Genomic DNA, 6,904 nt, shown 5'->3' on the forward strand with positions numbered 1-6,904 from the left:
CACCCTCTCCCCGCAAACGGGGCGAGGGAGACCACGAGCGTGCTCGCTTGACAAACTCTGTTCGCCTATTGAACGAATGGGCGAATTATGACATGCCTTGGAAAGGCGGCAAGCACTATTTTGCAGGATTGGCCCTCACCATGCCCAAGCTGAAGCGGAGCGAAAGCGAGGAGCGCGCGACGGATTTCGTCGAGGCGCTCGATCGCGGGCTGCGCCTGCTGCAGTGTTTCAGCACGAATACCGGGCCGATGACGCTCAGCGATCTCGCGCGGGCGGCCGATCTGCCGCGCGCCACCGCGCGGCGCATGCTGTTCACGCTGCAGCGCGGCGGCTACGTCTCCGGCGACGGCAAGCTGTTCTCGCTGACACCGCATGTGCTGACGCTGGCAGCGTCTTACTTGCGCTCCAATCAGCTCGTCGCCGTGCTGCAGCCGGTGCTCGATCGCGTCGCGATCGCGGCCAACGAAATCTCCTCGCTCGCGGTGCTCGACGGCGACGACGTCGTGTTCGTCGCGCGCAGCAGTCCGGCGCGGATGTTCTCCGGCGGACTCGAGATCGGCTACCGCCTGCCGGCGTTCTGCACCTCGGTCGGCCGCGCCATGCTCGGCCAGCTCGACGATGCCGATCTCGCCGCACGGCTGAAGACGATGACATGCGAGGCGCTGACGCCGCAGACGGTAACGGATCCGAAGACGCTGCTCGCCCGCATCGTCGCCGACCGTGCGCAAGGCTATTCACTGGTCGATCGCGAGGCCGAGCCGCATTTCCGCTCGATCTCGGTTCCCGTGCGCCGGTACGACAATGTGATCGTCGCCGCCATCAACATGGGCGCCCATGTCGATCGCGTGCCGGCGCAGGAATTGATCGACCGTTTCCTGCCACTGCTGCGCGAGGGCGCGGAAGCGGTGCGTTCGCAATTGCTGTGAGCATTGACCCGCGCGCACAGGTCGCGGTGCACACCCGCGCATGCTGTGTCAAAAGGCAAAAATGCCGCATGACACACCTCTCATCGCCACCATCGTCGTTGGACTTGGATTAGCCTTCGTACTTGGAACCATCGCGCAGCGGTTCCGCATTCCGCCGCTGGTCGGTTATCTCCTCGCCGGCGTTGCGGTGGGTCCGTTCACGCCGGGCTTCGTCGCCGATCAGGCGCTCGCCATCGAGCTCTCGGAGCTCGGTATCATCCTGCTGATGTTCGGCGTCGGCCTGCATTTCTCGCTGCAGGATCTGCTCAGCGTCCGCAACATCGCCGTTCCCGGTGCCGTCGTGCAGATTGCCGCCGCGACGCTGATGGGGCTCGGTCTTGCATGGCTGATGGGCTGGGGCATGAGTGCCGGCCTGGTGTTCGGCCTCGCTCTGTCGGTGGCCAGCACCGTGGTGCTGCTCCGCGCGCTGCAGGAGCGGCGCCTGATGGAGACCGATCGCGGCCGCATCGCGGTCGGCTGGCTGATCGTCGAGGACCTCGCGATGGTGCTCGTGCTGGTGCTGTTCCCCGCCATCGCCAGCCTGCAGGGCGGCGGCGACGGCAAGCCCGCTTTCGAGCCGCTCGCCGCGCAGCTCGGCCTTGGCCTCGCCGGCGTCGTGATGCTGACCATCGTCAAGATCGTCGTGTTCATCGGCTTGATGCTGGTGGTCGGCCGCCGCGTGATCCCCTGGATCCTGCATTACATCGCGCATACCGGTTCACGCGAATTGTTCCGCCTCGCGGTGCTCGCGATCGCGCTGTGCGTCGCCTTCGGGGCGACGAAATTGTTCGACGTCTCGCTGGCGCTGGGCGCGTTCTTCGCCGGCATGATGCTGCGGGAATCGCCGCTCAGCGCGCGGGCCGCGCAGGAATCGCTGCCGCTGCGCGATGCCTTTGCCGTGCTGTTCTTCGTCTCGGTCGGCATGATGTTCGATCCGATGAGCGTGGTCCGCGAGCCCTGGCCGCTGCTGGCGACGCTCGCGATCATCATGCTCGGCAAGTCCATAGCCGCGTTCCTCATCGTGGTGCTGTTCCGGCATCCGGCCGCAACCGCGCTGACGATCTCGGCGAGCCTGTCGCAGATCGGCGAGTTCTCTTTCATTCTGGCCGAGCTCGGCGTCGCCTCGCAGATCCTGCCCAAGGAGGGCCGCGACCTGATCATGGCCGGTGCGATCCTCTCCATCATGCTCAACCCGCTCATGTTCGCGGCCGCCACCTGGCTCGCGCCACGCCTCGATCCGCGGCGGGATTCGCCGGAGGCCAAGGCCGCCGTGCCGGAGCCGATCCGCGCCACCGATCTCACCGACCATACGATCGTGATCGGCTATGGCCGCGTCGGCGCGCTGGTCGGCGATGCCCTGAAGCAGCGCCAATGGCCGTTCCTCGTCGCCGAGACCGGCGAGAGTGCGCTGGCGAAGCTGAAGCAGGGCGGTATCGAAACCATCATGGGCAACGCCGCGCAGCCCGAGATTCTCGGCGCGACCAACCCGGCGCGGGCGCGGCATCTGGTGATCGCGATCCCGGAAGCCTTCGAGGCGGGACAGATCGTGCAGCAGGCGCGCGCGGCCAATCCGGATATCCGCATCATCGCGCGGGCGCATGCGGATGCCGAGGTTGATCATCTGAAGGGGCTGGGAGCGGATGTCGTCATCATGGGCGAGCGGGAAATCGCGCGCGGCATGATCGAGGAGCTGGAGAGGAGAGTTCCGGATGCTGCCCAGCAAGATCCCCGCCCCCTCGCGGTCGGTTCGGTCGTCTGACCGCGAGGCACCTCGCCCTATCGCCCTTCCGCCTCGCGCTCCATGTCGCGGCCCGAGAGGTCCTCGCCCTGCATGCTGGCGTAATCGCGCGCCATCTCGCGCATCAAGAATTTCGCGGGGACGTCGTGATAGGTGCCGCGGTCGTTGACGTATCGCATGTAGGCCCGGCCCTCGCCGTCGAACGGATGCAGCAGCGCGTCGGTGTGGCCGTCGAAATCGAGCGGCGCGACGCCGACCTTGGCGCAGAGCGTGTCGTTGAAGGTCGGCGTCGCCTTGCGCCAGGCGCCGTCGACATGCACCTCCGTAAAGCCGTGCCAGGTGAAGATGTCCGTGCCCATGCTCGCGCGCAGCTTCTCGGTGGTGAGATGGTTCTTCACGTCGGCAAAGCCGACCCGGGCGGGAATGCCGTGGACGCGGCAGGCGGCGGCATAGAGCGCCGCCTTGCCGACGCAATAGCCTTGCCCGGCGGCTAGCACGCTCGAGGCGCGAAAGGTCTCGGCGACGCGCATGCTGACGTAGGGGTTATAGCGGATGCCGTCGCGCACGGCCTTGTAGAGCACGCTCGCCTTCTCGCGCGCGCTCGCATCCGCGCGCACCGCGTCGTTCGCGAATTTCTGCACGGCGGGATGATCGCTGTCGATGTACTCGCCGGGATCGGTGTAGAGGCGGCGGATCGTGTCGGGGAGGCTGTCGGTCATGCCGGGAGCTTAGCAGGCGATCGCCGCGGAACTCAAATCACGCGCTGCGGATGCGTGCCTTCGAATTGCGTCGAGGCGCTGCCGCCGTCTCACTGCCGGTTGCGCATCCAGTCGGCGAGGCCGGACAGCGCCTTGTCGAGCTCCTGCCGCGCGGCGGGATCTGTGATCGTCTCCTCCATCGCGCCGCGCATGCAGGCCATCCACGCGTCGCGCTCGGCGTCGCCGATGGCAAAGCCAATATGCCGCTGCCGCAGCCGCGGATGGCCCTTCTCGGGAGTATAGAGCCGCGGGCCGCCGGTCCATTCGCTGAGATAACGCTTCAGCACGTCCCTGATCAGGCCGAGGTCGTCCGCGTGCATGGCACGGATCACCTTCGCCTCCGGCAGCGTGTCCATGCGCTGGTAGAAGCGGTCGACGAGAGCGTCGATCGTGGCGCTGCCGCCGATCCGCTCGAACATGGAGGTGGTGACGTCGGTGGAGGTCATGGGTGGTCCGGATGGTTGCTGCTGGGCTCGCATATACGACTGCTGGTGCCCGTGTACAAACTCAGCTGTCGTCCCGGATCTGCGCTTACGCTTGTCCGGGACGACAGCGGAGAGCTTGGATGCGGCTCGCCCTACAGCGCCACGCTGCGCAGCCCGAAGCTGCGGGCCTCGTTCTGCAGCACCGGCCGCACCGCATCGATCAGCCGCGCGGCGGCCGCATCAACGGAGAGGCCTGCCGTATCCACCACCGCCGCCGCGCGCGAATACAGCGGCTCGCGGCTGAGCAGGATATTGCGCAGCTCCGCCATGGCGGAGCGATCATCCGCCATCGGACGCAGATCGCCCTGGCGGCGCACGCGGGCCATGTGCTCCTCGGGCTCGGCCTTCAGCCAGATCGTGTAGAACGAGGTCAGGATCTGGTCGAAGGTGAGCGGCTCCGAGACGATGCCGCCGCCGGTCGCCAGCACCATCAGCTCGTTGCGCGCGAGCAGCTGCTGCAGTGCCGCCTGCTCCATGCGGCGAAAACCTTCCTGGCCGTACAGCGCGATGATCTCGGCGACCGAGAGCCCGTTCTGCTGCTCGACCTCCTTGTTGAGCTCGACGAAGCTCCAGCCGATCTTCTTCGCGAGCATCCGCCCGAGCGTCGACTTGCCGGCACCGCGCAGGCCGATCAGCGCGATGCCGCAGAACGGCGCGCGCCGCGGTGCGGTGGCGCTGCCGCCAGCGAGTAGATCCTTGGCTTGCGCGATCTGCGCCGGCGTCGCCTTGCGCAGGAGGTCGCGAAACATCTGCCAGTCCGGTGTCGGCTCGGCCGAGGGCAGCAGATCCTCGAGATGCGCGCCCATCGCGTCGGAGACGCGGCGGAGCAGCACGATGGAGACATTGCCCTTGCCGCTCTCGAGCTGCGCGATGTAGCGCTCCGAGATTCCCGACACCTTGGCGAGCACTTTGCGGGACATGCCGCGCAGCGCGCGCATGGTGCGCACGCGCTGGCCGAGCTGTTCGAGGAAGCGGGATTCGGCGTCGGGACTGTCGGTCATGAGCCTTCTTTACAGATGTCCTGCGGCGCGTTTTAATGAAACATAGTGCCTGCTGGCATTGACAGCAAGCCGCCGCGGTGTCTTTCTATGAATTATAATTCTAAATTCGGGGGAGAAGTCCGTGAGCGAGGGATCCTACAACGCGGTGACCTGGCTGCTCGACCGTAACGTCGAGCAGGGCCGCGGCAGCAAGCTGGCCTTCGACGACACCGTCTCGCGGCTCACCTATGGCGAGCTGCAGCAACAGACCTGCCGCGCCGCCAACATGCTGCGCCGGCTCGGCGTCCGCCGCGAGGAGCGGGTGGCGATGATCATGCTGGATACGGTCGATTTCCCGACCGTGTTCCTGGGCGCGATCCGTGCCGGCATCGTGCCGGTGCCGCTGAACACGCTGCTGACCGCGGATCAATACGCCTACATCCTCGCCGACTGCCGCGCGCGCGTGCTGTTCGTCTCCGAGGCGCTCTATCCCGTCATCAAGGACGTGGTCGGCCGCATGCCGGATCTCGAGCATGTCGTGGTCTCCGGCGCCAAGCAGAACGGCCACAAGCAGCTCGCGGAAGAGCTCGCCGGCGAGAGCGATCAGTTCACCACCGCCGCGACGCATCCGGACGAGCCGGCGTTCTGGCTCTATTCGTCGGGGTCAACGGGAATGCCGAAGGGCGTGCGCCATATCCATTCGAACTTGCAGGCGACCGCCGACACCTACGCAAAACAGGTGCTCGGCATCCGCGAGAGCGACGTGTGTCTCTCCGCGGCAAAACTGTTCTTCGCCTATGGGCTCGGCAATGCGCTGACCTTCCCGATGTCGGTCGGCGCCAGCGTGATCCTGAACAGCGAGCGGCCGACGCCGGCGCGCATGTTCGACCTGATGAACCGCTACAATCCCTCGATCTTCTACGGCGTGCCGACATTGTTCGCGGCGATGCTCAACGACGAGACGATGAAGAGCGAACGCGGCGGCAAGGCCTTGCGCATCTGCACCTCCGCCGGCGAGGCGCTGCCGGAATCGGTCGGCAACAGCTGGAAGGCGCGCTTCGGCGTCGACATTCTCGACGGCGTCGGTTCGACCGAGCTGTTGCACATCTTCCTGTCGAACACGCCCGGCGACATCAAGTACGGCTGCTCCGGCAAGCCGGTGCCGGGCTATGCGGTGCGGCTCGTCAACGAGGCCGGGCAGGACGTCGCCGACGGCGAGGTCGGCGAGCTCCTGGTCGACGCGCCCTCCGCCGGCGAGGGCTACTGGAACCAGCGCCACAAGAGCCGCCGCACCTTCGAGGGGCCTTGGACCCGCACCGGCGACAAATATATCCGCGACGCCGAAGGCCGCTACACCTTCTGCGGCCGCGCCGACGACATGTTCAAGGTCTCCGGCATCTGGGTCTCGCCGTTCGAGGTCGAGAGCGCGCTGATCACGCATCCCGCCGTGCTGGAAGCCGCCGTCGTACCCGAGGCCGATCCGGAAGGATTGCTCAAGCCAAAGGCCTTCGTCGTGCTGCGCCCCGGCGCGACAGCGACGGCGTTGCAGGAGGCGCTCAAGGAGCACGTCAAGCAGAAGATCGGCCCGTGGAAATATCCGCGCTGGATCGACGTGGTGGAGTCCCTGCCGAAGACGGCGACGGGCAAGATCCAGCGGTTCAAGCTGCGGGAAGGGGCGCATTGATGGTGTCAGCGGCGGGCGCGCTTTCTTACCCTCCCCTGGAAGGGTCCGGGACGAGCGGAGCTCGCCCGTGGGTCGCTTCGCATGGAGCAAAGCGCAATGCGAAGCGGGGGGGTGATCTATCCACACGGGCACCGCATCCGCGGAGGGACTGTCACCCCACCCCGCCTCACACCTCGCTACGCTCGATGTGAGCCGACCCTCCCCTCCAGGGCAGGGCTATCGCATGTGACCGATAAGGCTGAGAAGGAATTCATCTTCCCAGCCTGCTCGTTTGACCTTCTGTCGCATGGAGAT

6 protein-coding genes are annotated in these 6,904 nt (G+C 66.5%); 3 read left to right on the forward strand and 3 right to left on the reverse strand.

The genetic code is table 11. The annotated features are described in order from the left end of the window. Positions 1 to 140 precede the first annotated feature (140 nt). Positions 141 to 926, forward strand: coding sequence for an IclR family transcriptional regulator domain-containing protein (locus tag UNPF46_RS01305; RefSeq protein ID WP_142248778.1), 786 nt, complete (start codon positions 141 to 143; stop codon positions 924 to 926). A gap of 61 nt (positions 927 to 987) precedes the next feature. Beyond that, positions 988 to 2,724: a YbaL family putative K(+) efflux transporter gene (gene ybaL, locus UNPF46_RS01310; protein WP_142248770.1), complete on the forward strand. Its 1,737-nt coding sequence runs from the start codon at positions 988 to 990 to the stop codon at positions 2,722 to 2,724. 17 nt (positions 2,725 to 2,741) lie between these two features. On the opposite strand, the gene UNPF46_RS01315 is transcribed toward ybaL, so the two are convergent. The 3 genes from UNPF46_RS01315 to UNPF46_RS01325 all read right to left on the reverse strand — a co-directional run bounded on the left by UNPF46_RS01315 (position 2,742) and on the right by UNPF46_RS01325 (position 4,947). Beyond that, positions 2,742 to 3,422, reverse strand: coding sequence for a transglutaminase-like domain-containing protein (locus UNPF46_RS01315; protein ID WP_142248771.1), 681 nt, complete (start codon positions 3,420 to 3,422; stop codon positions 2,742 to 2,744). 89 nt (positions 3,423 to 3,511) lie between these two features. Next, positions 3,512 to 3,907 (reverse strand): group II truncated hemoglobin, encoded by a 396-nt coding sequence (locus UNPF46_RS01320; RefSeq protein WP_100179495.1) that lies wholly within the window; start codon positions 3,905 to 3,907, stop codon positions 3,512 to 3,514. 131 nt (positions 3,908 to 4,038) lie between these two features. Continuing rightward, a complete protein-coding gene (locus UNPF46_RS01325) occupies positions 4,039 to 4,947 on the reverse strand; it encodes a helix-turn-helix transcriptional regulator (protein ID WP_100179494.1) in 909 nt (302 codons plus the stop codon). A gap of 121 nt (positions 4,948 to 5,068) precedes the next feature. Between UNPF46_RS01325 and UNPF46_RS01330 the strand changes: the two genes are divergently transcribed. Then, entirely contained in the window at positions 5,069 to 6,610 is a 1,542-nt protein-coding gene (locus UNPF46_RS01330) for a benzoate-CoA ligase family protein (protein WP_142248772.1), read from the forward strand. The last annotated feature ends 294 nt before the right edge of the window (positions 6,611 to 6,904 follow it).

The organism is Bradyrhizobium sp. UNPF46 (assembly GCF_006658625.1).
In the GTDB taxonomy this organism is placed as follows: domain Bacteria; phylum Pseudomonadota; class Alphaproteobacteria; order Rhizobiales; family Xanthobacteraceae; genus Bradyrhizobium; species Bradyrhizobium nitroreducens.

What these genes read in the sequence shown, in the direction of transcription:
- UNPF46_RS01305 (WP_142248778.1), top strand. Translation starts at nt 141, where the DNA reads ATGCCCAAGCTGAAGCGGAGCGAAAGCGAGGAGCGCGCGACGGATTTC.
- ybaL (WP_142248770.1), top strand. Translation starts at nt 988, where the DNA reads ATGCCGCATGACACACCTCTCATCGCCACCATCGTCGTTGGACTTGGA.
- UNPF46_RS01315 (WP_142248771.1), bottom strand. Translation starts at nt 3,422, where the DNA reads ATGACCGACAGCCTCCCCGACACGATCCGCCGCCTCTACACCGATCCC.
- UNPF46_RS01320 (WP_100179495.1), bottom strand. Translation starts at nt 3,907, where the DNA reads ATGACCTCCACCGACGTCACCACCTCCATGTTCGAGCGGATCGGCGGC.
- UNPF46_RS01325 (WP_100179494.1), bottom strand. Translation starts at nt 4,947, where the DNA reads ATGACCGACAGTCCCGACGCCGAATCCCGCTTCCTCGAACAGCTCGGC.